Source organism: Umezawaea beigongshangensis, assembly GCF_016464305.1.
Taxonomy (GTDB): Bacteria; Actinomycetota; Actinomycetes; order Mycobacteriales; family Pseudonocardiaceae; genus Umezawaea_A; species Umezawaea_A beigongshangensis.
The window spans coordinates 613,877-636,273 of sequence record NZ_JAEIOJ010000003.1 but is presented as its reverse complement, the minus strand read 5'-3'; the positions used below and the strand labels follow the sequence as shown (position 1 = coordinate 636,273).

At 74.3% G+C, this 22,397-nt stretch carries 21 protein-coding genes; 11 read left to right on the top strand and 10 right to left on the bottom strand.

Annotation, left to right across the window (positions count from 1 at the left end; translation table 11 throughout):
• Positions 1-16 precede the first annotated feature (16 nt).
• Positions 17-1,039 carry a glycosyltransferase family 9 protein gene (locus tag IMZ35_RS11195; RefSeq protein WP_199440895.1) on the bottom strand — a complete coding sequence of 341 codons (1,023 nt, stop codon included), beginning with the start codon at positions 1,037-1,039 and terminating at the stop codon, positions 17-19.
• A complete protein-coding gene (locus tag IMZ35_RS11190; protein ID WP_307867932.1) occupies positions 1,036-1,581 on the bottom strand; it encodes a D-glycero-alpha-D-manno-heptose-1,7-bisphosphate 7-phosphatase in 546 nt (181 codons plus the stop codon). The genes IMZ35_RS11195 and IMZ35_RS11190 overlap by 4 nt, the downstream gene beginning before the upstream one ends.
• Positions 1,582-1,702: 121 nt before the next feature.
• Here IMZ35_RS11190 and IMZ35_RS11185 point away from each other — a divergent pair, with 121 nt between their 5' ends.
• Positions 1,703-2,587 (top strand): glycosyltransferase family 9 protein, encoded by an 885-nt coding sequence (locus tag IMZ35_RS11185; RefSeq protein WP_199440893.1) that lies wholly within the window; start codon positions 1,703-1,705, stop codon positions 2,585-2,587.
• 53 nt (positions 2,588-2,640) lie between these two features.
• On the opposite strand, the gene rfaE2 is transcribed toward IMZ35_RS11185, so the two are convergent.
• Together rfaE2 and IMZ35_RS11175 are read right to left on the bottom strand one after the other, a co-directional pair.
• On the bottom strand, positions 2,641-4,101 hold the full coding sequence (gene rfaE2, locus IMZ35_RS11180; RefSeq protein WP_307867931.1) for a D-glycero-beta-D-manno-heptose 1-phosphate adenylyltransferase: 1,461 nt from the start codon (positions 4,099-4,101) through the stop codon (positions 2,641-2,643).
• Between the two features lie 2 nt (positions 4,102-4,103).
• On the bottom strand, positions 4,104-4,484 hold the full coding sequence (locus IMZ35_RS11175) for a hypothetical protein (RefSeq protein WP_199440892.1): 381 nt from the start codon (positions 4,482-4,484) through the stop codon (positions 4,104-4,106).
• A gap of 157 nt (positions 4,485-4,641) precedes the next feature.
• On the opposite strand from IMZ35_RS11175, the gene IMZ35_RS11170 reads away from it, so the two are divergent.
• A complete protein-coding gene (locus IMZ35_RS11170) occupies positions 4,642-5,646 on the top strand; it encodes an iron-siderophore ABC transporter substrate-binding protein (RefSeq protein ID WP_307867930.1) in 1,005 nt (334 codons plus the stop codon).
• A gap of 66 nt (positions 5,647-5,712) precedes the next feature.
• Here the strand turns inward: IMZ35_RS11170 and IMZ35_RS11165 are convergent, their stop codons facing one another.
• A complete protein-coding gene (locus IMZ35_RS11165; protein ID WP_199440891.1) occupies positions 5,713-6,726 on the bottom strand; it encodes a LacI family DNA-binding transcriptional regulator in 1,014 nt (337 codons plus the stop codon).
• Positions 6,727-7,147: 421 nt separating this feature from the next.
• On the opposite strand from IMZ35_RS11165, the gene IMZ35_RS11160 reads away from it, so the two are divergent.
• Both IMZ35_RS11160 and IMZ35_RS11155 read left to right on the top strand, forming a co-directional pair.
• Positions 7,148-8,122 (top strand): acetylxylan esterase, encoded by a 975-nt coding sequence (locus IMZ35_RS11160; protein ID WP_199440890.1) that lies wholly within the window; start codon positions 7,148-7,150, stop codon positions 8,120-8,122.
• A gap of 172 nt (positions 8,123-8,294) precedes the next feature.
• Positions 8,295-9,041 carry an SDR family NAD(P)-dependent oxidoreductase gene (locus IMZ35_RS11155; RefSeq protein ID WP_199440889.1) on the top strand — a complete coding sequence of 249 codons (747 nt, stop codon included), beginning with the start codon at positions 8,295-8,297 and terminating at the stop codon, positions 9,039-9,041.
• A 44-nt stretch (positions 9,042-9,085) separates the two neighbouring features.
• Here the strand turns inward: IMZ35_RS11155 and IMZ35_RS11150 are convergent, their stop codons facing one another.
• On the bottom strand, positions 9,086-9,466 hold the full coding sequence (locus IMZ35_RS11150; RefSeq protein ID WP_307867929.1) for a winged helix-turn-helix transcriptional regulator: 381 nt from the start codon (positions 9,464-9,466) through the stop codon (positions 9,086-9,088).
• A 138-nt stretch (positions 9,467-9,604) separates the two neighbouring features.
• Between IMZ35_RS11150 and IMZ35_RS11145 the strand changes: the two genes are divergently transcribed.
• From IMZ35_RS11145 to xylA, 4 genes are all read left to right on the top strand, one after another.
• Positions 9,605-10,432, top strand: a complete 828-nt coding sequence (locus tag IMZ35_RS11145; protein WP_199440887.1) for an enoyl-CoA hydratase/isomerase family protein — start codon at positions 9,605-9,607, stop codon at positions 10,430-10,432.
• Between the two features lie 61 nt (positions 10,433-10,493).
• The gene (xylB, locus tag IMZ35_RS11140; RefSeq protein ID WP_199440886.1) at positions 10,494-11,888 is read left to right on the top strand and encodes a xylulokinase; all 1,395 of its coding nucleotides are present in this window, start codon (positions 10,494-10,496) and stop codon (positions 11,886-11,888) included.
• Between the two features lie 77 nt (positions 11,889-11,965).
• Positions 11,966-13,216 carry an ROK family transcriptional regulator gene (locus IMZ35_RS11135; RefSeq protein WP_199440885.1) on the top strand — a complete coding sequence of 417 codons (1,251 nt, stop codon included), beginning with the start codon at positions 11,966-11,968 and terminating at the stop codon, positions 13,214-13,216.
• On the top strand, positions 13,213-14,376 hold the full coding sequence (gene xylA / locus IMZ35_RS11130; protein ID WP_199440884.1) for a xylose isomerase: 1,164 nt from the start codon (positions 13,213-13,215) through the stop codon (positions 14,374-14,376). The genes IMZ35_RS11135 and xylA overlap by 4 nt, the downstream gene beginning before the upstream one ends.
• A gap of 128 nt (positions 14,377-14,504) precedes the next feature.
• Here the strand turns inward: xylA and IMZ35_RS11125 are convergent, their stop codons facing one another.
• The 4 genes from IMZ35_RS11125 to IMZ35_RS11110 all read right to left on the bottom strand — a co-directional run bounded on the left by IMZ35_RS11125 (position 14,505) and on the right by IMZ35_RS11110 (position 19,746).
• Positions 14,505-14,843: a VOC family protein gene (locus tag IMZ35_RS11125; protein ID WP_307867928.1), complete on the bottom strand. Its 339-nt coding sequence runs from the start codon at positions 14,841-14,843 to the stop codon at positions 14,505-14,507.
• Positions 14,844-15,404: 561 nt separating this feature from the next.
• Positions 15,405-16,532: a zinc-binding dehydrogenase gene (locus IMZ35_RS11120; RefSeq protein ID WP_307867926.1), complete on the bottom strand. Its 1,128-nt coding sequence runs from the start codon at positions 16,530-16,532 to the stop codon at positions 15,405-15,407.
• A gap of 5 nt (positions 16,533-16,537) precedes the next feature.
• A complete protein-coding gene (locus IMZ35_RS11115; RefSeq protein WP_199440882.1) occupies positions 16,538-16,954 on the bottom strand; it encodes an acyl-CoA thioesterase in 417 nt (138 codons plus the stop codon).
• 32 nt (positions 16,955-16,986) lie between these two features.
• A complete protein-coding gene (locus IMZ35_RS11110) occupies positions 16,987-19,746 on the bottom strand; it encodes a LuxR C-terminal-related transcriptional regulator (RefSeq protein ID WP_199440881.1) in 2,760 nt (919 codons plus the stop codon).
• Positions 19,747-19,853: 107 nt separating this feature from the next.
• On the opposite strand from IMZ35_RS11110, the gene IMZ35_RS11105 reads away from it, so the two are divergent.
• From IMZ35_RS11105 to IMZ35_RS11095, 3 genes are all read left to right on the top strand, one after another.
• Positions 19,854-20,621, top strand: coding sequence for an alpha/beta fold hydrolase (locus tag IMZ35_RS11105; RefSeq protein ID WP_199440880.1), 768 nt, complete (start codon positions 19,854-19,856; stop codon positions 20,619-20,621).
• Positions 20,622-20,878: 257 nt separating this feature from the next.
• On the top strand, positions 20,879-21,679 hold the full coding sequence (locus tag IMZ35_RS11100) for an ABC transporter ATP-binding protein (protein WP_438816854.1): 801 nt from the start codon (positions 20,879-20,881) through the stop codon (positions 21,677-21,679).
• A complete protein-coding gene (locus tag IMZ35_RS11095; RefSeq protein WP_199440879.1) occupies positions 21,672-22,379 on the top strand; it encodes an ABC transporter ATP-binding protein in 708 nt (235 codons plus the stop codon). The genes IMZ35_RS11100 and IMZ35_RS11095 overlap by 8 nt, the downstream gene beginning before the upstream one ends.
• The last annotated feature ends 18 nt before the right edge of the window (positions 22,380-22,397 follow it).

Below are 22,397 nucleotides of genomic sequence, written 5' to 3'. Positions count from 1 at the left end.
GTCCCGCTCCCCGCGTTCACCGCCCCACCTCCACGAGCTTCTCGACCGCGGTGACGACCTCACCGGGATCGACGAGGTCCAGGCACGGGTGGCCGGGGACCGGGCAGGTGCGCGCGCGCGAACCGCGGCACGGCGCGTACTGGTCGCCCAGCAGCACGTGCGGCACGCCGTAGGGCGCCCACCGGCGCGCGGGGACGACCGGGGAGAACAGGGACACGACGGGTGTGCCGACGGCGGCGGCCAGGTGCGCCGGCCCGGTGTTGCCGACGACGACGGCACGGGCCGTGGCGAGGACCCCGGACAGCTCGCGGAACGACGTGCGCCCGCCCAGGTCCAGCGCCCGCGACCCGGCCACCGCCGCGGTCAGCTCCCGCTCGTCCGGACCGCCGGTGACGACGACCCGGTGGCCGTCGTCGGCGAGCAGCGCCACGGCGTCCGCCCAGTGGTCCGGCGACCAGGTGCGCGACGGCGCGGTGGCGCCGGGGTGCACGACGACGTGGCCGGGCGGGCCGGTGAGCGCGGTCGTGTCCGGCGGGAGCAGCACGCGCAGCAGGCCGTCGTCGCCGGGCGGCGGCGCGAAGCCCGCCGCGCGCACCACGTCCAGCGCGCGCAACGGTTCCGGGCGGTCGTCGTCGAAGTCCTCGCCCGGCCGCAGCCGCACGTCCAGCAGCGATCCGGGGTAGTCGGTGGAGATGCCGACGATCCGCGGCACCCCGGCGAGCCGCAGCAGCAGCGCCAGCGGCAGCGACGACTGGTGGAACGAGGTGAGCACGACCGCCACGTCGAACCGCCGCGCGCGCAACGACTCCAGCAGCCGCGACACGTCGGCCCCGTCCACCGGTGGCGGGTCGGCGGCGATCCACGGGCAGGCCCACTCCAGCACCGAGGCCACGTCCGGCAGCAGGTCGGCCGCCTGGCGTCCGCCCGGACCGCACAGCACGGTCACCTCGGCACCCCCGGCCGCGGCGGCGCGGACGGCCGGTCCGGCGAGCAGCACGTCGCCGTCGCCGTCCAGCCGTGCGACCAGGACCCGGCTCATGCGCCCTCGTCCGGACCGAACAGCACGTCCACCGCGCCGCGCAGGTCGGCGGCGACCACCGGGGCGCGTCGGACCTCCTCGGGCGCGGTGTGCTCGGTGGGCACCAGCACGGCGCGCGCTCCGGCGGCGAGCCCGGCGAGCACGTCGGACTCGATGTCGCCGACGACGGCCGCCTCCTGCGGCGGGACCCCGGTCTCGGCGCACGCCCGCAACACCATGCCCGGCGCGGGTTTGCGGCACGCGCAGGCGTCGTCCGGTCCGTGCGGGCACGTCTGCCACGTGGCGAAGGGGCCCAGCAGTTCGTCGACGCGGCCGTTCACCGCGGTGACCTGCTCGGGGGTGAGCAGACCGCGCGCGACGCCGGACTGGTTGGTGACGACGCCGACCCGGACCCGCCTGGCGCGCAGGTCGTCGAGGACCTCTCGCGCGCCCGGAACCGGCCGCACCTTCGCCGGGTCCCCGTTGTACGGGACGTCCACGACGAGGGTGCCGTCCCGGTCGAACAGGACGAGTCCCGGTGCGGTGTTCTGGGCTTCCCTCACCTGCGAGGAGATTGCCCCGAGCAACCGGGGTAAACACCTGCGTGACAACTACTACTCACCGTAGCGACTACTCACCCGGACGACGCGGTGTCCTCCGGCCTCCTCCGGGTAGCCCGAGCGGGTGACCGGACGAGTGCTGGCGCTGCGCGCCCTCAAGCTGGGAGATCTCCTGGTCGCCGTGCCTGCGCTGCGCGCTCTGCGCAGGCGGTGGCCCGATCGGGAGCTGGTCCTGGCGACGCCGGGGTGGTTGCGGCCCGTGGTCGACCTCGTCGGATCGGTCGACACGCTCGTGCCAACGGCCGGACTGCGCCCGCTGGACCCGGCACAGCACGGTCCTCTCGTGGCGGTGAACCTGCACGGCGCCGGTCCGGAGAGCAACGCGGTCCTGGACGCGCTGGAACCCGCCGCGCGCATCGGCCACGGCGGGCACGGCTGGGAAGGCCCGGCGTGGGACGACTCGCTGCACGAGCGCGACCGGTGGTGCGCGCTGCTGGAGGCCCACGGCGTGCCGGCCGATCCGCTGGACCTGCGCCTGGCGGCTCCCGCCGTGCCGTCGCCCGCGCCTGGCGCCGTGGTCGTGCACCCCGGCGCGGCCCACGGCAGCAAGCGGTGGCCGGTGGAGCGCTTCGCGGCCGTGTCGCGCGAGCTGATGAGCCGCGGGCACCGGGTGGTGGTAACCGGTGGCGCGTCGGAGGTGGACCTGGCGCGGCAGGTGCCGGCGCACGAGGTGCTGGCGGGCTCGACCGACCTGACGACCCTGTGCGCGCTGGTGCGCTCGGCGGCGCTGGTGATCTCCGGCGACACCGGCACGGCCCACGTGGCCTACGCCTACGGCACCCCGTCCGTGACCCTGTACGGCCCGGTCGGCCCCGAGCGCTGGGGCCCGCCCCCCGGACCGCACGCGACCCTGGCCCACCCGTCCCTGCGCCGCGGCGCCCCCTTCGCCGACGACCCCGACCCGGCTCTCCTGGCGATCACCCCGACGGACGTCCTGTCCCGCTGCTGACCCGCGAGCGGGCCGCGCGGTGCTCCAACGCTCAACTCGCGGTGCCCGAACGCTCAACTCGTGCTGCGGATGCGGGCTATCACGGCTGTCGTCGACTGGTCGGCCACGTAGTCCAGGATCACCACGCGACCGCCGCCGGACTCCACGACGGCGGTCTCGGTGAGCATCTGGGGGGTGTAGTCGCCGCCCTTGGCGTAGATCTCCGGGCGCAGGCGCTCCAGCAGGTGCGCCGGGGTGTCCTCGTCGAAGATCGTCACGTGGTCCACGCAGCTCAGCGCGGCCAGCACGGCGGCGCGGTCGGCGGCGGTGTTCACCGGGCGCCGCGGTCCCTTCAGGCGGCGCACGCTCTCGTCGCCGTTGAGCGCCACCACCAGCACGTCGCCCAGGCGCTTGGCCTGGTTGAGGTAGGCCACGTGCCCGCGGTGCAGCACGTCGAAGCAGCCGTTGGTGAACACGATGCGCCGACCGGCGGCGCGGTGCTCGGACACCAGCCTGGCCAGGTCGTCGTGCCGCACGGCGCGGTCGCGGAAGCTGCCCAGGCGGCGCACCAGCTCGTCGGTGCCGCACACGGCGGTGCCCGGCCGGCGCACGACGACGTCGGCCGCGGCCTGCGCGAACTCCACGGCGGTGCTCAGCGGCACGCCACCGGCCGCGGCGAGGGTCAGGGCGGCGACGAAGGTGTCCCCCGCGCCCGAGGTCCGGCTGTCCGGCGCGGGATCGGCCCACGTGCGGTGCACGGGCAGGCCGGGGGTGAACAGCACCGCGCCGTCCCGGTCGAGCGTCACCACGACGGACCGCGCGCCGGTGGCGGCGTGCAGCTCGGCCCGGTGCGCGTCCAGGAAGGCGGCCCGGTCACCGCTCGGCAGGTGCCCGAGGACGCGCTCGGTCTCAGCGGCGTTCGGCGTCACCAGGTCCGGCTCCAGGTCCGTCCACGCGGTGAGGTCGTGCGCGTCGACGACCAGCAGCGGAATCCTCTCCCGCAGTTCGGCCAGGGCTGCGCGGCCGGGGGCGTCGTCGCCGTAGCCGCACACCAGCACGGCGGCGCGGTCGCACACCGCGGAGCGCAGGGCCTCGTCCACCAGCCGGTGCGCGTGCTCGTCGAGCGGCTCGTCGGCGCACTCGTCGAACCGCACGAGGACCTGCTCCCCCGCCACGACGCGCCGCTTCGACGTGGTCCGGCGGCCGGGCACGACGACCACGCGGGTCGTGTCCACGCCCGAGGTGCGCAAGCACTCCAGGAGCAGCGCGCCGTCGGCGTCGTCCCCGATCGGGGCCACCAGCCGCACGTCCGCGCCCAGCGCGGCGAGGTTGCACGCCGTGTTGGCGGCCCCGCCGGGGGTGTGCCAGCGCTGGTCCACCTCCACGACCGGCGCGGGTGCCTCCCTGGCGAGCCGGTGGCAGCGGCCGGTGAGCCAGCCGTCGAGGATGGCGTCGCCGAGCACCACCACGCGCGGGTGCGCGTCGGCCAGCCGCCTCGGAAGTTCTCGCGTCAGTTCGAAGTCCGAGTCCTCCACCGTCAGTCCACGCTGCGGACGACGACCGGGTCGACCTCGTCGTCCGCCTCGCCGACGCGCACCGTCCAGTCGTCACCGGGGCGCTGGTCCGGAACGGTGACGACGTCCTCGGGATCGTCCAGCTCGTGCAGCACCACGACACGGCTCCTCTCTGCGGTCGTCCCGGGACGGGTACCCGGCGCGAGGGCGCCAAACCGGGCGGTCAGCGCGGCAGCCACCACCCCGCCGACGCGCACCACCCCGGGTGCGGACGCGTCCTCGCGCAGCGCGCGCAGGAAGTCCCGGTCGCGGGCGATGCCGGCGGCCTGGACGACGCGGGCCGACGCGGCCCGGCGCGGTGGCCGTGTCGTCGCCGCGCGCGTGGTCGTGTCCGTCGTGGACACCGCCCCGGCACCGGATCGCGCCGTCCGGAGAGCACCGGACCGCGACCGCACGGGCGCGGTGGACCACCGGGAACCGCGTGCGGCACGTCACCTCGGAGGGTCCGCGACCAGCGTGTTAGCTTAGCCATACCTAAGCCGGGAAGTGGTGGGAGCGACAGTGTCCAGACGGTTCAAGCGCAGCGTGTCGGGTCTCGTGTCGGCGGTCGTCCTGACCGCCGTGGCGGCCTGCGGCGGCGGAAGCACGAGCGGCGGCGGCGATCCCGTCCCCTCCTCCGACCAGAGCGCGGCGTTCCCCGTCACGGTCGACACCATGTTCGGGCGGGTGACGGTCGAGAAGGCCCCGACGCGCGTCGTCGCGCTCGGCTGGTCCGACGCGGAGACCGCGCTCGCCCTGGGCGTGCAGCCGGTCGGCGCGAGCGACTGGCTCGCCTTCGGCGGCGAGGGCGTCGGCCCGTGGGCGCAGGGCCTCTACACGACCCCGCCGACGATCCTCGGCACGATGGAGATCAGCTACGAGGCCGTGGCCGCGCTCCAGCCCGACCTGATCCTGAACACGCGCTCGGACAACGACAGGACGAAGTACGAGACCCTGTCGAAGATCGCGCCGACGATCTCCGCGCCCGAGGGTGTGATCCAGTACGGCACGACCTGGCGGCAGCAGATGGAACTCGTGTCCACCGCGCTGGGCAGGGCCGCCGAGGGCGAGAAGCTGATCTCCGAGGTGGAGGGGCGGTTCACCGCCGCGAAGCAGGCCAACCCGGCGTTCGCGGGCAAGCAGGTCGTGGTCGGCGCGTACTACGGCGGCAAGTACGGCGCCTACGTCGCCGGTGACGCTCGCGTGGACTTCATGACGGAGCTGGGCTTCACGAACAAGAAGGAGATCCAGGAGATCGACTCGAAGGGCACCTTCTACGTCGACATCTCCTCCGAGCAGCTCGCGATGTACGACTCCGACCTGACGGTGATGTTCCCGATCGGCGCCGACGCGCAGGTCCTGCGCGACGACACCGTGCTCAACTCCCAGCAGGTCGCGAAGGACGGGCACCTGCTGATCCTCGACGACGCCGAGCTGGTGTCGGCGTTCTCCAGCGGTTCGACGCTGGGCACGAGCTACGCCGTCGAGAAGGCCGTCCCGCTGTTCGCGGAGACCGCCGCGAAGTAGTCGCGCGTCACGCGGACGGGCGGTGGGAGAGCGTTCCCACCGCCCGTCCGCGTGTCGGAGGACGGCTCAGGCCGCCGGGTGCCGCCGCTCCGCGCTCGCCCGGTCGGTCAGCCGGGGCGGCAGCAGGGTCAGGGCGGGCACGGCGGTGCGGTCGAGCTTGCTCATCAGGAGGTCCACCGCCCGCGCACCCAGCTCCTCCGCCGGCACCTGCACCGACGTCAGGGGCGGAGACAGGTGCTCGGCCATCTCGTCGGGGCAGATCGCCACGACCGCGATGTCCTCGGGCACCCGGCGGCCCAGCACCCGCAGCCCCTCCACGACCGCGCCGAGCGCGGCCTCGTTGTGCACCACCAGACCCGTCAGCGCGGGGTGCTCGCGCAGCAGTTCCGCCACGGTGCGCAGGACCGACTGGTAGTCGTTCTCCGTGGGCACGGTCGTGGCCGAGATCCCGCGCCGCATCGCCGCCGCGCCGAACCCGGCCATCGTGCGGTGCGCGTAGCCGGTGTCGCGCTGGTAGACGGCCTTCGGGGCGCCCAGCAGGCCGATGTAGCGGTGCCCGAGATCGGCGAGGTGGTCCACGCACCGGCTCCCGGCGGCGGCGAAGTCCAGGTCCACGCACGTCAGCCCGGTGGCGTCGGCCGGGTAGCCGATGAGGACCGACGGGCGGTCCAGCTCGCGCAGGACCGGGACGCGCTCGTCGTGCATCTCCACGTCCATCACGAGGACGCCGTCGGCCTGCGCCCCGCCCGCGACGCGTCTCAGCCCGGCCGCGCCCTCGTCGGCGGTCACCAGCAGGACGTCCTGGGAGTGCTTGCGCGCGGCCGTCACCACCGACACGACGAAGCGCATCAGCACCGGCACGTGCATCCCGGCGCGCAGCGGCAGCACCAGGGCCAGGACGTTGGCGCGGTTGCTGGCGAGCGCCCGCGCCCCGGCGTGCCGGTGGTAGCCGAGCACGCGGACGCTCTCCTCCACCCTGGCTCTGGTGTCGGCCGAGATGGAGCGCTTGCCGGTCAGGGCGTACGACACCGTGCTCGGTGCGACGCCCGCGTGCCGGGCTACCTCCGCGATGGTGACCATCGGCGCCTCCTCGTCGTTGAGGGAACGGCCGGGGTCCGGGCGGGACGGGACCGGATCGGGAGAGGACACCGGCGGTCGACCGGATCGACGTCGCGAACGCGGAGGCCCGCGAGAGGCTCCCACCGGTCCGGACGTGGATCGACACGGGTCGACACCGCCCTTCACCACCCTCGAAGCGATTCGAGTCCGACGCGCGCCGAACCTCGGCGGATGTCGTGGCGGGGTGGCAAAAATGTGACACAGGGCAGGTGGAGCGTCAAGACGGGCCGGGAGCCGTCGACCACGGTCGCGCCGCCTTCGACGCCCCCCGCCACCGGCCTTCACCAGCCCCGTGGTCGAAGGAACCGCGCACGCGTTCGACGCTCCGGCACGTCCGGATCAGGCCATGACATCGTTGACGTCCGTCGGATAGCTTGCGCACATGCCGTGGTTCGACCTTCCCCAGTCAGAGCTCGACGTCTACCGCACGAGCACCCCCGAGCCGGAGGACCTCGACGCGTGGTGGGCCGCGCGGCTCGCCGAGGCCCGCGCGAAGTCCGCACCGACGACGCTCACCCGCCACGCACCCGACGTGTACGGCCCGCTGGAGGCGCACGACGTCGAGTTCTCCGGTGCGGGCGGGGACCGCGTGCGCGGCTGGTACCTGCGGCCGCCGCACAGCGGTGACGAGCCGCTGCCGGTCGTGGTCACGTTCATCGGCTACGGCGGTGGCCGCGGCCTGCCCTCCGACCACGTGCTGCTGCCCAGCGCGGGCTTCGCCGTGTTCGTCATGGACACCAGGGGCCAGGGTGCGGCCTGGACCGTCGGCGCGACCGGCGATCCCGGCGCGCTGCCCGCGGGGCCGGAGTTCCCCGGCGTGATGACCCGCGGCATCGCGAGCCCGGAGACGTACTACTACACCAGGCTGTACCTGGACGCGGCTCGCGCGGTCGAGGAGGCGGCGCAGCTGCCGGGCGTCGACCCGGCGCGCGTCGCGGTGACCGGGATCAGCCAGGGCGGCGGTCTGGCGCTGGCCGCGGCGGCGCTGCAACCGGACCTGGTGCGGGTGTGCCAGTCGGACGTGCCGTTCCTGTGCGACTTCCAGCGCGCCGTGACGATCGCGTCCAAGGCGCCCTACGACGAGATCGCCCAGTTCCTCGCCCAGCACGTGGAGCTGGTCCCGCGGGCGCTGGACACCCTGCGCTACGTGGACTGCGCGCTGCTGGCCCGGCGGATCAGGGCGGACGTCCTGGTCAGCGTCGGCCTGATGGACGAGACGTGCCCGCCGTCCACGGTGTACGCCGCCTACAACGAGATCACCTCGCCGAAGGAGATCCTCGTGTCGCCGTTCGGCGGGCACAAGGTGTGGCCGACGCTGCCGGAGACGAAGCTGCTCCACCTGCGCCGCGCCCTCTGAGCGCCGGGGCGTCAGCGCGGACGTCCCGATCGCGCAGTGGCGGGGGCGGGGACGCGGCGACGCGTCCCCGCCCCCGGTCGACCACCACGACCAGCCAATTTAGTACCGAACGGTACTGAACTGCTACGGTCACTTCAGCACCGATCGATGCTAAAGTCTGTGGAGGTCGAAAATGGGCAAGCTCGAAGGCAAGATCGCGGTCGTCACCGGCGGCGGCACACGGGGGATCGGTCGGGCCACCGCGGCGCGACTTGTCGCCGAGGGAGCGCACGTGTTCATCACCGGTCGGCGCCAGACCGAGTTGGACGAGGCCGTCGAGTCGATCGGCCGGGGGGTCACCGCGGTGCGGGGCGACATCACGGACCCGGCCGACCTCGACCGGCTGTACGACGTGGTCCGCGACCACGGCAAGGGCCTGGACGTGCTGTTCGCCAACGCGGCCACCGCCTCGTTCGCGACGCTGGAGCAGACCACCGAGGAGCACTTCGACCAGACCTTCGACGTCAACGTCCGGGGCACCCTGTTCACCGTGCAGAAGGCGTTGCCGCTGCTCAACGACGGCGCCTCGGTGATCCTGAACGCCTCCACCACCGCCGACAACGGCACGGCGGCGTTCGGCGCCTACTCGGCGTCCAAGGCCGCCGTCCGGTCCTTCGCGCGGACCTGGGCCAACGAGCTCAAGGAGCGCGGCATCCGCGTCAACGCGATCTCGCCGGGGCCGATCGACACCTCCGGGGTCGTCGAACTCGCCGGTGAGAACTCGGCCGCCTTCAAGACGCACCTGATCAGCACGGTCCCGATCGGCCGGATGGGACGTCCGGAGGAGGTCGCCGCCGCCGTGGCCTTCCTCGCCTCCTCGGACAGCAGCTTCGTCCTCGGCTCCAACCTGTACGTGGACGGCGGCGAGAACCAGTTCTGACACCGGACCGCGGTGGCGCCACCGCCGGCGCCACCGCGACACCGTCAGGACCGCTCGTCGGACGTGCCCGCCGACCGCGCGTCGTAGTCCCGCTGCCGGACGCCGATCTCACCGGCGTGCTCGACCGTCCGGTCGTAGAGGTGCGAGAACGGCTCGCGCAGCGGCGTCAGCGAGTACTCCACACCCACCGGCGAGGTCGGCAGCACGCGTCGCTCGACCACGCCGTTGCGCTCCAGGCGGCGCAGGGTCTGGGTGAGCACGCGCTGCGTCACCCCGTCGAGGCGACGCTTGATCTGGTTGAACCGCTGCGGTTCCGCCAGCACCGCCATGACCACCATCGACCACTTGTCCGCGATCTGGTCGAGGATCGGGCGGGTCGGGCAGTCGGTGCGGAAGACCGGTTCGGGACCACCGGTTCCGGTCACGCTCGGTGTCCTCCACAATCCCGGGGATGCTGAAAGTGCGTCGTTGACGCCCTGCGGCGATCACTCAACCATGGGTGTTCATCGGATACCCACTGGCTCGGCAGGCGCTTCTGCCGCGCCTCGGACGGAGAGATCGACGTGGATCGGCCCACCGTCCCCACCCTGCGCGTGACGCGCGACCGCGGCGTCGTCGTGGTCGGCATCGACAACCCGCCCGTCAACGTCCTCGACCTGCGGACGATGACCGGCCTGATGACGCTGCTGGCCTCCCTGCGGGAGGACGACACGGCTCGGGTCGTCGTGTTCGAGAGCGCGAACCCCGAGTTCTTCATCGCCCACGTCGACATGACGCTCGTGGACGACGAGAACGCCGACCCGACCTCCGGCGCGCCGGAGGGGCTCAACGTCTTCCAGGCGCTCGGCGAGGCCGTGCGCACCCTGCCGCAGGTGACGATCGTCAAGCTGGCCGGGCTGGCCCGCGGCGGAGGCGCCGAGTTCGTCGCGGCGGCCGACATGAGCTTCGCGGCGATCGGACGGGCCGGGCTCGGGCAGGTGGAGGCGCTGAGCGGCATCGTGCCCGGCGGTGGCGGGACGCAGTACCCGCTGGCGCGGACCGGCCGCAACCGCGCCCTGGAGATCGTCCTCGGCGCGGACCTGTTCGACGCCGAGACGGCCGAGCGCTGCGGCTGGGTCAACCGCGCGCTGCCCGCCGACGAGATCGACGCCTTCGTCGACCGGCTCGCCCGCAACGTCGCGGACCTGCCGGACGGCACGATCGGGGCGGTCAAGCACGCCCTGCCGCCGGGAGACCTGTCCGCCGGGATGCTGCGCGAGCACGAGGCGTGGGCCGGCCGGTTCGCCGGGCCCGCGGCGGAGAAGCTGTTCCGCGGCGCGCTCGCGGCGGGCGCTCAGACCCCGGACGGCGAGCGGCACCTGGAGGACCTGCTGCGCTCGGTGGCCCGCTGAGACGCTCCGGCGGGCGTCGGGCGTTGTCACGGCGCGCGTCGGCGGCGCATGATGCGCAACCGTGACTCTTGTTCTCGGAATCGACTCGTCCACCCAGTCGACCAAGGCCCTGCTGGTCGACGCAGACACCGGCGAGCTGGTCGCCGAGGGCAGGGCGCCGCACCCCGACGGCACCGAGGTGCACCCCGACGCGTGGTGGGCGGCCTGCCAGGAGGCGATCGCCGGTGCCACGGCGTCGGCGCCGGGGCCGGTCGCGGCCATCTCCGTCGCCGGTCAGCAGCACGGCATGGTGACGCTCGACGCGGACGGCGAGGTGGTCCGCGAAGCACTGCTGTGGAACGACGTCCGCTCGGCTCCGCAGGCCCGCGACCTGGTGTCCCGAGACGGCGCGCAGACGTGGGCGCAGCGGACCGGCGTGGTGCCGGTGGCGAGCTTCACCGTCACCAAGCTGGCGTGGCTCGCCCAGCGGGAACCGGCGAACGCCGACCGGGTGCGCAGCGTGCTGCTGCCGCACGACTGGCTCACCTGGAAGCTCTCCGACGGCGCCGACCCGACCACGGACCGGGGTGACGCCTCGGGCACCGGCTACTTCTCCGCCCCCACCGGCGAGTGGCTGCCGGAGGTGCTGGAGAGCGCGTTCGGACGGACGCTGGAGCTGCCGCGGGTGCTCGGCCCGGCCGACTCGCCCGGCAGGACGGCGTCCGGCGCGGTGCTCGGCGCGGGCACCGGCGACAACATGGCCGCCGCGCTCGGGCTGGGTGTCGGACCGGGGGACGTCGTGGTGTCCCTCGGCACGTCCGGCACGGTGTTCGCGGTGTCGGAGAAGCCGACGTTCGACCCGAGCGGTGTCGTGGCCGGGTTCTGCGACGCCACGGGCAACTGGCTGCCGCTGGTGTGCACGCTCAACGCGGCGCGCGTGCTGACCGCCTCGGCGCAGGCGCTGGGCACGGACCTCGCGGGGCTGGACGCGCTGGCGCGCGCGGCCGAGCCGGGCGCCGGCGGTCTGGTGCTGCTGCCCTACCTGGACGGCGAGCGCACGCCGGACCTGCCGGACGCCAGCGGAACGCTGACCGGCATCCGGCGGGCGAACTTCACGCCGGAGAACCTGGCCCGCGCCGCCGTCGAGGGTCTGCTGTGCGGTCTGGCGGACGGGGTGACGGCCCTGGTCGAGGCGGGTGTCGAGGTGCGCAGGGTGCTGCTGATCGGCGGCGCGGCGCGTTCGGCCGCCGTCCGCGAGATCGCCCCGCTGCTGTTCGGCGTGCCGGTGGAGGTGCCGGAGCCCGCGGAGTACGTGGCGCTGGGCGCGGCGCGGCAGGCGGCGTGGGCGCTGTCGGGCGGCGAGGCGCCGCCGGTGTGGAGCCTGCGCACCGAGCGGCACGACCCGCCCGCCGGAGACGCGGGCGCAGCGGTCCGCGACGCCTACTCGGCAGCCCGCCACCAGGTGCACGGGATCTGATCGCAGGGGCCCCGGCATTGACCGGGGCCCCGCGCGCGCCTACTTTGTTGGATGAGTCAACTTAGTGGGAGCGAGCGATGGAGCCGAAGGACCAGATCGGACTGCGCAGGGCCAACCTCGCGCACGTCCTGGAGGTCCTGCGCGTGCACGGCCCGCACTCCCGCGCCGGCATCGCCAGGTTGACCGGCCTGAACAAGGCCACCTCGTCGAGCCTGGTGGCCGAGCTGACCGACCGGGGACTGGTGCGGCTCGGCTCCCCCGCCACCGGCCAGTTCGGCCGCCCCGGCCACCTGGTCGAGCTGCGCCCCGGCACGGTGTGCGGCATCGGCCTGGAGGTCAACGTCGACTACGCGGCGGTCGCCGTCCTCGACGTGGCGGGCACGCTCGTGCGCCACCGCAGGGTCGCCCGCGACCTCGTGGCGCTCGGTCCGGACGGCGCCGTGGACCTCCTCGGCGAGCTGGCCTCGGCCGAGATCGCGGCGCTGCGCGCGGACGACGCCTGGGTGGCCGGGGTCAGCGTCGCCGTGCCCGGCCTGATCGACGTGAGCGCGGGCGTCGTGCGCCTGGCCCCCAACCTCGGCTGGCGCGAGGTGCCCCTGGCCGCGCGGCTGGCCGAGCGCATCGGCCTCGTGCCCGGCGTGGACAACGACGCGAACCACTCCGCGCTCGCCGAGCACGCCGCCGGGGTCGCGGCCGGAACCCCCGACCTGCTCTACCTCACCGGCGAGGTCGGCGTCGGCGGCGGCGTGATCTCCGGCGGCTCGCTGCTGCGCGGGGCCACCGGGTTCACCGGCGAGGTCGGCCACATGCCGCTGGACCCGGCGGGCGAGCGCTGCGGCTGCGGCCGGATCGGCTGCTGGGAGACCTCCGTCGGCCTGGCCGCGCTGCTGCGGGGCGTCGCCGGGGACGACGACCCGGTGCGCGATCCCGCGCTGGACCTGGAGCAGCGGCTCACCCTCATCGCCGGGCGCGCGCGGGCCGGTGACGCCCGCACCCTCGCCGCGCTGCACCGCATCGGCTCCGCGCTGGGCGTGGGCGCGTCGATCCTGGTCAACGTGCTCAACCCCGCCGTCGTGGTCCTCGGGGGCTACTTCGCGGTCCTGGGCCGCTGGCTGCTCGGACCCGCCCGCGAGGAGCTCTGCGCGCGGGTGCTCGCCCCCGGCCCGGCCGGGTGCGAACTCGTGCTGTCCGACCTCGGCTTCACCGCCGCCGTGCGCGGAGGCGCGCACGCGGCGCTGGACGCCGTCCTCACCGACCCGACCACAGCACCGTCACGATCCGCGACAGCGGTGCGACAAGCCCCGGAACAACACAGGAGCACATCATGAGCGACGCCTACACCCCGCGCCCCGAGGACAGGTTCACCTTCGGGCTGTGGACGGTCGGCTGGACCGGCGTCGACCCCTTCGGCGTCGCCACCCGCGAGCCGCTGGACGCGGTGCACGCCGTGGAGAAGCTCGCCGAGCTGGGCGCGCACGGCATCACCTTCCACGACGACGACCTGATCCCGTTCGGGTCGGCCGACGCCGAGCGCGACAGGCGCATCGCCGCGTTCCGCAAGGCGCTGGACGCCACCGGCATGAAGGTGCCGATGGTGACCACGAACCTGTTCACCCACCCGGTGTTCAAGGACGGCGCGCTGACCGCGAACGACCGCGACGTGCGGCGCTTCGCGCTGCGCAAGGTGCTGCGCAACATCGACCTGGCCGCGGAGCTGGGCGCGCAGACCTACGTGGTGTGGGGTGGCCGCGAGGGCGCCGAGTCGGCGGCGGCCAAGGAGGTCGACATGGCGCTGGAGCGCTACAAGGAGGGTCTGAACCTCCTCACGTCGTACGTGAAGGACAAGGGCTACGACATCCGCTTCGCCCTGGAGCCCAAGCCGAACGAGCCGCGGGGCGACATCCTGCTGCCCACGATCGGTCACGCCCTCGCGTTCATCAACGAGCTCCAGGACTCCGAGATCGTCGGCCTGAACCCGGAGATCGGCCACGAGCAGATGGCCGGGCTCAACATGGTGCACGGCGTCGCGCAGGCCCTGTGGCACGGCAAGCTGTTCCACATCGACCTCAACGGCCAGAACGGTCCGCGCTTCGACCAGGACCTGCGCTTCGGCAACGGCGACGTGAAGACCGCGTTCTTCCTGGTGGACCTGCTGGAGCGCGGCGGTTACCGGGGTCCGCGGCACTTCGACTTCAAGCCGCCGCGCACCGAGGACTACTCGGGCGTGTGGGAGTCGGCGCGGGGCTGCATGCGCAACTACCTGATCCTCGCGGAGAAGGCGCGGGCGTTCCGCGCCGACCCGGAGGTCGTCGAGGCGCTGCGCGAGTCGCGCGTGGAGGAGCTGCGCCTGCCGACCCTGAAGCGCGGTGAGACGGTGGAGGACCTCCGCAACGAGGAGGACTTCGACGTCGACGCCGCCGCGGCGCGCGGAATGCACTACGAGCGCCTGGACCAGCTCGCCCTGGAGCACCTCTTCGGCGTGCGCTGATCTTTCGCGGGAGAGGGGGCGGACACGGCACCGGCCGTGTCCGCCCCTCTCGTCCTCCCGCGTGAACGCGTTCGACGGGGTTCGACGACCCGGCCTCGGCGACCGGGTTCCCGCCGCCGGATGAGCCGTCAGTCCGTCCAGACCAGGCAGAAGGGGTGCCCGGCCGGGTCGGTGAAGACCTGGAAGTCGTCGCCGTGCTCGGCCAGCCGCCTGCCGCCCAGTTCCTCGATCCGGCGCGTCGCCTCGTCGAGTTCCGCGCGCTCGATCAGCACGTCCAGGTGCATCTGCTGCGAGCCGGCCGGGTCGGGGAACACGGGCGGCCGGTAGTCCGGAGCGGTCTGGAACGACCACCTCCGGCCCTGGCCGTCGGTCACCACGACCCAGTCCCCGTCGTCCTTCGTGATCTCTCCTCCCAGCAGCGCGGCGTAGAACTCCGCCAGCGCCGGAGCGTTCCCCGAGTCGATCACCACTGAGTACGGTCGTCCCACCATGATCGAGGTGTGCCCGTGGCACGCGGAGGTCAAACGGTGCGAACGGAGCACCGGGCTCCGTCGTCGCGCTGCTGACACCGCGCGGTTCGCCAGCCGGTCTCCTCGACCACGCGACGCACTACCCGGTGCTCGCCGCGATCACCGCCTCGGGACGCACCGCCCTCACCGAACTGCGCTTCCCGCTCGGCGTCCTGGAGACCACCGGCGCGCGCACGCCGAGCTGAGCTCGCTGCGCGTCCTCGTCGAGCAAGCCGCTGACTGCCCGGCCGCCGTGCGGGTCGGCTACCGCGAGGACCGCCTCGACGCCGCGACGGCCAGCAGCGTCGCGTCGGCGTTGAGCAGGTGCGTCGGGCCGAAGATCAGCGACGAGAGCACGGCGGCCCGCGTCGGCCAGTTCCGCGACCTCCGCGCGGCCCCCGACGCGCCGGACCGGCCACCGGTGGGCGGCGATCGCGCCGACGGCGCACCGGCGACGTGCGTTCCGAGCCGCGTCGAACGGATCGTGTTCGACGGTTCTCGGTCAGATCGGCGAACGGGTCACAGCAGGACGACCTGGCGGATCGCGTCGCCGGAGGCGAGCTGGTCGAAGCCCGTGTTCACCTCGTCCAGGGTGAGGCGGCCCGACAGCAGCCGGTCCACGGGCAGCCGTCCCGCGCGGTACAGGTCCACGAAGCGCGGCACGTCGCGGCGCGGCACGGACGAGCCGAGGTAGCTGCCCCGCAGCGTCCGCTCCTCGGCGACGAGGCTCAGCGCGGGCAGCACGAGCTGCCGGTCGGGGTGCGGCAGGCCGACGGTCACGGTCGTGCCGCCGGTGGTGGTCGCCGCGTACGCCTGGGCCAGGACCTTCTCGCTGCCGGTGGTGTCGATCACCTTGTCCGCGCCGCCGCCGGTGAGCTCCCGCACCGCCTCCACGGCGTCGGGTCCTCCCGGCACGGAGTGCGTCGCGCCCAGCTCCACGGCCAGCGCGCGCTTGTGCTCCACCACGTCGACGGCGACGATCGCTGCCGCTCCGGCGGCGCGGGCCGCCAGCAGCGCGGCGAGGCCGACACCGCCGAGTCCGAACACCGCCACGCTCTCCCCCGGCACGACCCGCGCGCTGTAGAACGCGGCCCCGGCGCCGGTGAGCACGGCGCAGCCGAACAGGGCGGCGATCTCGAACGGCAGGTCGTCGTCGACCCGGATCGCGGAGGCGGCCGACACCACGGCGTGCTCGGCGAACCCGGACACGCCGAGGTGGTGGTGCGGGCGGGTGCCGTCCGGCGCGAGCCAGCGGCTCGTCCCGGAGAGCAGGGTGCCGCCGCGGTTGGCCACCGCGCCCGGCTCGCACAGCGCGGGCCGTCCGGCGACGCAGCGGCGGCACGAGCCGCAGGCGGGCACGAACGACAGCACCACGTGGTCCCCCGCGGCGAAGTCCGAGCCGCCCGGCCCGACCTCCACGACCTGACCGGCGGCCTCGTGGCCGAGCACCATCGGCAGCGGGCGCGGCCGGGAGCCGTTGATCACCGACAGGTCGGAGTGGCACAGGCCGGTCGCGCGCAGCCGCACCAGCAGCTCGCCGGGGCCGGGCGGGTCGAGGTCGAGCTCCCGCACCTCCAGCGGCCTGGACTCGGCGTACGGCGCCGGCCTGGCCAGCTCGGTCAGCACGGCGGCGCGCACTCCGCGCACGGCGGTCACGGGATCATCAGCCCTTCCATGGCGGTGCGCAGGCCGGCGGGGATCTCCGCCGGTTCGCGGGTGTCGCGGTCGACGAACACGTGCACGAAGTGGCCCTCGGCCACGACCTCGTCGGAGTCCGCCCGGTGGAAGCCGACCTCGTAGCGGACGCTGGAGCGGCCCAGGTGCGCGATCCGCAGCCCGGCGTCCAGCACGTCGGGGAAGGAGATCGACGCCCGGTAGGAGCAGTGCGACTCCACGCACAGGCCGATCGACCGTCCGGAGTGGATGTCCAGACCGGCGTGCTCGATCAGCCAGGTGTTGATGACGGTGTCCATGAACGCGTAGTGCACGACGTTGTTGACGTGCCCGTACACGTCGTTGTCGTTCCAGCGCGTGGGGACGCGGTGCCAGTGGCGGTAGTCGGTGCGCACCCGTGCGGGCCCTCCTGTTCGAACTGCTCCGGTCACGTGATCAGCCTGGCCAGCTCCACGCGGGAGCGCACCTCCAGGCGGGCGAAGATGTTGCGCAGGTGGTGCTCCACCGTGCGGTGGGACAGGAAGAGGCGCGCGGCGATCTCGCGGTTGGTCGCGCCCTCGCCGACGAGCTGGGCGATGTGGGTCTGCTGCGGGGTGAGCGCGGTCAGGGAGTTCTCCGCGCCCGCCTTGCCCGGCTCCACGGTCTCCCCCGCCGCGCGCAGCTCGGCGCGCACCCTGGTGACCCAGTGCTCGGCCTGGTAGCGCTGGAAGATCTTCAGCGCGTCGCGCAGGTGCTCGCGCGCGGCGCGCGGCTTGCGCTCGCGGCGCAGCCGGTGGCCGTAGAGCAGCTCGGTCTTGGCCAGCTCCAGGGCGGTGCCGCTGGCGCGGTGCAGCCGGATCGCCTCGCGGAAGTGCTCGTCGGCGGCGGAGCCGCGACCGGCCAGCAGCGCGTGGCAGCGGTGCGACAGGGCCAGCCGCGCGGTGCTGCCGGTGCTGGTGACCCACGCGTCGAAGCGGCGCAGCACCTCCTCCGCCGCGGCCTGCTCCCCGCAGCCGACGGCGGCCTCGACGTGGTGCGGGGCCGCCATGATCTGGATGGCCGGGTGCACCCGGCCCGCGCCGACGGCCATGAGCCGCAGCCGGTTGAAGGCGTCGGCCGGTCGGTCGTCGGCGAGGTCGACGCAGGCGAACGCCCACGAGCTGAACGCGCTGGGACGGCCGAGGCCGCGCCGGGCGACCCCGGCGGCGGCGGTCTCCAGGCGGTGCACGGCGGTCTCCCGGTCGCCCTGGAGCGCGGCGACGAGCGCGAGGATCGCGAGGTGGTCGACGGCGCTGTTGTGCTGGCCGATCGCCTCGGCCACCCGCATCCCCTCCATCGACGTGGTCGACGCGGCGGAGTGCCGGTCCAGCAGCAGCGCCGACAGCGACAGGTAGACCGTGGCCCACGGCACGAGCGAGACGATCCCCCGGTCGCGCGCGGCGCCCACCGCGTCCGTGGCCAGCTCGTAGGAGCGCTGCGCGTCGCCGAGGGTGTAGGCGGCCTGGCTCGCCCAGATCTTCGCCCGCGGGTCGTCGACGACGGCCGAGAGCCGCACGGCGCGGCGCAGCGAGGGCACGGCCTCGTCGTGGCGGCCCCGGAAGGTGGCGGAGAGCCCGTCCAGGAAGTCGCACATGAGCTGGTCGAACGGCGCGGTGTCGACGTCGCGCAGCCGGGCGGCCCGGCGCGCGGCCTCCACGCACCCGAGGTGGTCGCCCGCGATGCTGCTGGCCTCGCAGGCGAACACCAGCGCGATCAGGGCGGCGGTGCGGCGGGTGGGCCCCAGCTCCCCCGCCGCCTTGAGCAGGGTCGTCGCGGCCATCGCCGGAACGCCGGCGCCCAGCTCGATCCCCCCGCGCACCAGGTCGGCAGCGCCCCGCAGGTCGGGGCGCGCGGACAGCGGGCGGGCGCGGCGCAGTGCGGTGCGGGCCTGCCGGGTCAGACCGAGCGCCCAGTGGTCGGCGGCGGCGTGCACCAGGTGCGACGCCGTCACCTCGGGGTCGCGGGTGAGCGCGGCGGCGCGCTCCCAGCCGCGCGCGGAGGTGGCCCAGTCGCTCGCGGCGCGCGCGGCGGTGGCCGCGGCGGCCAGCTCACCGGCGAGGCGGTCGCGCTCCGCGCCCGCCACGGCCGCGCGGTGCCAGACGTGCCGCAGCCGGTGCTCCTCGGTGTCCAGGACGGCGGCCAGCAGCCGGTGCGCGGCGCGCGTCTCGGCGACGGACGCCTCCGCGTGCAGGGTGGAGCGGACCAGGGTGGTGGGCGGGGCGACGGTGTCGCCGTCGACGCGCACGAGTCCCGACTCGACGGCCTCGTCGAGCGCGGGGAGCGCGATGTCGGCGCGGGCGGCGGCGCGCACCACCGTGTCCACGTCGAGGTGGTCGTCCAGCACGGCGAGCAGCACGAGCCGCTGGGCGTCGGCCGACAACCGCAGGAAGCGGGTGCGCAGCGCGGCCCTGACCCGGCTCCCCGGCGGCAGCGCCTCCGGCGCGGGGGCGTGCCCGCCGTGCTGCTCCTGGGTGAGAGCGGTGGCCAGCTCCACCAGCGCGAGGGGGTTGCCGGAGGCGAGTTCGGCCAGTTCGTGGGCGAGGTCCTCCGGCACGGGGTGGTGCGACCGGTCGGCGAGCACGCGGACGGCGTCGGCCTCGTCGAGCGCGCCCAGCTCCAGCACGGGGACGCCGTCGAACAGCTCGCCCCCGGCCCGCGGCTCGCGGCCGTCGGCGAACAGCACGGCGACCGGCGCGGAGGCGATGCGGCGGGCCACGAACGCGAGCGCGCGGGCCGACGCGCTGTCGAGGTGCTGCGCGTCGTCCACGCACAGCAGCACCGGCCGGTCGCCCGCGGCCTCGGCGACGAGCCGGTGCACGGCGGCGCACAGGCCGAACACGTCGTCGCTCGGCCCCGTGCCGCGGCCCACCGCCACCGTCAGCAGCTCGCGCTGCCGCTCGGGGAGGTCGGCGAGCAGGTGGGACAGCGGTTGCAGGAGGCGGTGCAGACCGCCGAGCTGCAACCCGGCCTCGGTGGCGACCCCGCCGGTGCCGAGGACCAGGAAGTCCGGTGCGGTGGCGCGCGCCGCCCGCAGCAGCGCGCTCTTTCCCGTGCCGGTACCGGAGCCGACGACCAGCGCGGAACCGCGTGCGCACCGCGCGTCGTCGAGAATCCCGCCGAGGACGGCAAGTTCGTGATCGCGTCCTCGCAACACGATCTCAGCGACCATGGCGACAGTGTTGCGCGGAGGTTACGCAAGCGGAAGGGGTTGACGACGATTTACCTGACAACGTTAGGTTTGACCTTCCCGACGCTCCCGGACGAAGTGGAACTCCGATGCAGCGGTTCACCTCCTTCGACGGCACCCGGATCAGCTACCACCTCTGGGGCGAGCCGGACGGCGACCTGCCTCCCGTGCTGCTGCACCACGGCTTCGCCGCCACCGCGCGGATCGACTGGGAGCTGCCGGGCGTCGTCGAGACGCTCGTGGGCTCCGGACGGCACGTCGTCGGCATCGACGCGCGCGGTCACGGCGAGTCGGACAAGCACCACGACGCCAGCCGCTGCGGCGAGCTGACGATGGCCCGCGACGTCTCCGCGCTGATCGACGAGCTGGCCGTGCCGCTGGTCGACCTCGTCGGCTACTCGATGGGCGCGGTGGTCGCACTGATCACCGCGACGCGCGAGCCGCGCGTGCGGCGGCTGGTCGTCGGCGGTGTCGGCTCGGGCGTCGTGGAGGTGGGCGGCCTGGACTCGCGCGCCGTCCGGAGCGACGCGGTGATCGAGGCGCTCACCACCGACGACCCGCGCACGATCACCGACCCGCTGGCCGCCGGGTTCCGGCAGCTCGCCGACGCCACCGGCGGCGACCGGCTCGCGCTGACCGCGCAGCTCACCGCCTCGCACCGGGGTGGCGTCGCGCTGGACGGCATCACCGCGCCCACCCTGGTGATCGCGGGCGACGCCGACCCGTTCGCGACCCGGCCCGAGGTGCTCGCCGGCGCCGTGCCCGGCGCGAAGCTGCTCCTGGTGCCCGGCGACCACCCGGGAGTCCTGCGCGAACCGGCGTTCGCCGACGCCATCGCGGACTTCGTCAACGGCTGACCCGGTGATCGCACCGGTGCGACGACCCCGGTCGTGGGTGCGGCACCGGCAGCGGACCCTCCGCACCGCACTCCCCGCGGCCCGCACCACGCGGAGACGGATCGCCCCCGCGGTGATCCGGTCCGCTCCGTCTCCGCGCTGGCCACGGCCTTGATCGTCCGGCAGGACTGGTGATTGCACCGATGCCGCTGCGCGACCGGCACGCCGAGACTTCACCGACGAACGCCCACTTCTCCTCCGCCGTGGAAATGAGACCGATGACGAGCGATTCCTCCGACACGCTGCTCGCGGTGCGCGGCGTCACGGTCAGGTTCGGTGGCCTGGTCGCGCTGCACGACGTGGAGCTGACCATCAGGCCCCGCACCGTGGTCGGCGTCATCGGCCCCAACGGGGCGGGCAAGACCACCCTGTTCAACGTCGTCTGCGGCTTCGTGCGCCCGGACAGCGGCACGCTGCACTGGCGCGGGCAGCGGTTGCGCCGGCACCGGCCGCACCAGCTCGCGAAGCTCGGCATCTCCCGCACGATGCAGGCACTGGGCCTGTTCGCCGGCCTGACCGTGCTGGAGAACGTCATGACCGGCGCGAACCGGCACGCCGGGTCCGGGACCGTCGCGGCCCTGCTGGGCACAGCCGGATCGGCGCGCGACGAGCGCGACCTGCGGGAGCGGGCGCTGGCCGTGCTGGAGGAGCTGGACGTCGCCGACGTGCGCGACGCCCTGCCCGGCTCGCTGCCCTACGGCGTGCAGAAGCGGGTCGCGCTGGCGCGCGCGCTGGTGGCCGAGCCGGACCTGCTGCTGCTCGACGAGCCGGCGAGCGGGCTGTCGTCGGCGGAGATGGACGAGCTGGTGGGGCGGCTGCGCTGGCTGCGGGAGAGCACCACCGTCGTGCTGGTGGAGCACCACATGGACCTGGTGATGCGGGTGTGCGACGAGATCGTCGTCCTCAACTTCGGCGAGGTCATCGCCACCGGCACCCCGGAGCGGGTGCGGGCCGATCCGCTGGTGCTCGACGCCTACCTGGGCAACGCCGCCGACGGCGAGGAGCGGGCCGGTGCTTGAGATCGACGCGGTCACCACGACCTACGGCGCCGTGCGGGCGCTCGACGAGGTCACCATCGGCGTCGACGAGGGCAGCATCACCGCGGTCCTCGGCGCGAACGGCGCGGGCAAGACGACCCTGCTGCGCACGATCAGCGGCCTGGTCCGGCCGCGCTCCGGGCGGATCACCGCGTTCGGCCGCGACATCACGCGCACGCCCACCGACGAGATCGCCAGGGGCGGGCTCGCGCACGTGCCGGAGGGCGGCGGCGTGATCACCGAGCTGACCGTGGAGGAGAACCTGCGGCTGGGCGCGCTGTGGCGGCGCGACCGCGCGGACCGGGCGGCGGCGCTGCGCGAGGTGCACGAGCTGTTCCCGCCGCTGGCGGAGCGCGGCGACCGGGCCGCGAGCACGCTGTCCGGCGGTGAGCGGCAGATGCTCGCCATCGGCAGGGCGCTGATGAGCCGTCCCCGGCTGCTGCTGCTCGACGAACCGTCGCTGGGGCTCGCCCCGCTCGTCACCGAGCGGATCATGCACGTGCTGCGCGACCTGCGCTCCCGCACGGGCCTCACCGTCGTGCTGGTCGAGCAGAACGCGCGCAGCGCACTGTCCATCTCGGACCGCGGATTCGTGCTCGCGCTCGGCCGGGTGGTGGCGTCCGACGACGCGGGCACGCTGCTGGCCGACGACCAGCTCCGCCACGCCTACCTCGGTTTCTGACGAGCGGAGGACCCGCGA

Bases quoted from the DNA above. Each gene is read 5' to 3' on its own strand.
- IMZ35_RS11100 (WP_438816854.1), top strand. From the start codon at position 20,879: ATGACGAGCGATTCCTCCGACACGCTGCTCGCGGTGCGCGGCGTCACG.
- IMZ35_RS11135 (WP_199440885.1), top strand. From the start codon at position 11,966: ATGGAGCCGAAGGACCAGATCGGACTGCGCAGGGCCAACCTCGCGCAC.
- IMZ35_RS11110 (WP_199440881.1), bottom strand. From the start codon at position 19,746: ATGGTCGCTGAGATCGTGTTGCGAGGACGCGATCACGAACTTGCCGTC.
- IMZ35_RS11155 (WP_199440889.1), top strand. From the start codon at position 8,295: ATGGGCAAGCTCGAAGGCAAGATCGCGGTCGTCACCGGCGGCGGCACA.
- IMZ35_RS11105 (WP_199440880.1), top strand. From the start codon at position 19,854: ATGCAGCGGTTCACCTCCTTCGACGGCACCCGGATCAGCTACCACCTC.
- IMZ35_RS11195 (WP_199440895.1), bottom strand. From the start codon at position 1,039: ATGAGCCGGGTCCTGGTCGCACGGCTGGACGGCGACGGCGACGTGCTG.
- IMZ35_RS11160 (WP_199440890.1), top strand. From the start codon at position 7,148: ATGCCGTGGTTCGACCTTCCCCAGTCAGAGCTCGACGTCTACCGCACG.
- xylA (WP_199440884.1), top strand. From the start codon at position 13,213: ATGAGCGACGCCTACACCCCGCGCCCCGAGGACAGGTTCACCTTCGGG.
- IMZ35_RS11165 (WP_199440891.1), bottom strand. From the start codon at position 6,726: ATGGTCACCATCGCGGAGGTAGCCCGGCACGCGGGCGTCGCACCGAGC.